Annotated in this window: 1 rRNA gene; it reads right to left on the bottom strand. The window is 49.1% G+C overall.

The features are described 5' to 3' along the window. Positions 1–30: 30 nt before the first annotated feature. Positions 31–1,589, bottom strand: a 16S ribosomal RNA gene (locus FC81_RS08530). Positions 1,590–1,706 lie beyond the last annotated feature (117 nt).

A 1,706-nucleotide genomic window follows, 5' to 3' on the forward strand; every position in this document is an offset into this window, starting at 1 on the left:
AATCGTGTAGGTTTCCGTAATTATCCTTAGAAAGGAGGTGATCCAGCCGCAGGTTCTCCTACGGCTACCTTGTTACGACTTCACCCCAATCATCTGTCCCACCTTAGACGGCTGGCTCCAAAAGGTTACCTCACCGGCTTTGGGTGTTACAAACTCTCATGGTGTGACGGGCGGTGTGTACAAGGCCCGGGAACGTATTCACCGCGGCATGCTGATCCGCGATTACTAGCGATTCCGACTTCATGTAGGCGAGTTGCAGCCTACAATCCGAACTGAGAACAGTTTTAAGAGATTAGCTTGACCTCGCGGTCTTGCGACTCGTTGTACTGTCCATTGTAGCACGTGTGTAGCCCAGGTCATAAGGGGCATGATGATTTGACGTCATCCCCACCTTCCTCCGGTTTGTCACCGGCAGTCTCACTAGAGTGCCCAACTTAATGCTGGCAACTAGTAATAAGGGTTGCGCTCGTTGCGGGACTTAACCCAACATCTCACGACACGAGCTGACGACAACCATGCACCACCTGTCATTCTGTCCCCGAAGGGAACATCTAATCTCTTAGATTGGCAGAAGATGTCAAGACCTGGTAAGGTTCTTCGCGTTGCTTCGAATTAAACCACATGCTCCACCGCTTGTGCGGGCCCCCGTCAATTCCTTTGAGTTTCAATCTTGCGATCGTACTCCCCAGGCGGAATGCTTAATGCGTTAACTGCAGCACTGAAGGGCGGAAACCCTCCAACACTTAGCATTCATCGTTTACGGCATGGACTACCAGGGTATCTAATCCTGTTTGCTACCCATGCTTTCGAACCTCAGCGTCAGTTACAGACCAGAGAGCCGCTTTCGCCACTGGTGTTCTTCCATATATCTACGCATTTCACCGCTACACATGGAGTTCCACTCTCCTCTTCTGCACTCAAGTCTTCCAGTTTCCAATGCACGACTTCGGTTAAGCCGAAGGCTTTCACATCAGACTTAAAAAACCGCCTGCGTTCCCTTTACGCCCAATAAATCCGGACAACGCTTGCCACCTACGTATTACCGCGGCTGCTGGCACGTAGTTAGCCGTGGCTTTCTGGTTAGATACCGTCACTGCATGAACAGTTACTCTCACACACGTTCTTCTCTAACAACAGAGTTTTACGATCCGAAAACCTTCTTCACTCACGCGGCGTTGCTCCATCAGACTTTCGTCCATTGTGGAAGATTCCCTACTGCTGCCTCCCGTAGGAGTTTGGGCCGTGTCTCAGTCCCAATGTGGCCGATCAACCTCTCAGTTCGGCTACGTATCATTGCCTTGGTGAGCCATTACCTCACCAACTAGCTAATACGCCGCGGGTCCATCCAGAAGTGATAGCAGAACCATCTTTTAAACAAAAACCAGGCGGTTTTTGTTGTTATACGGTATTAGCACCTGTTTCCAAGTGTTATCCCCTTCTTCTGGGCAGGTTACCCACGTGTTACTCACCCGTTCGCCACTCAAATCTTTCGATGAATGCAAGCATTCGGTGAAAGATTTGCGTACGACTTGCATGTATTAGGCACGCCGCCAGCGTTCGTCCTGAGCCAGGATCAAACTCTCATTTTAAAAAGTTTGTGACTCATTAATTTAATACTAGCGAATTGACTTCGCAAATGTTTGCTCCTACTATAAGTAGGAGACCCTACACATTTGATTTGTCGAAACTTTGTTCAGTTTTCAAAG

It is taken from the genome of Liquorilactobacillus capillatus DSM 19910, assembly GCF_001434915.1.
Taxonomy (GTDB): Bacteria; Bacillota; Bacilli; order Lactobacillales; family Lactobacillaceae; genus Liquorilactobacillus; species Liquorilactobacillus capillatus.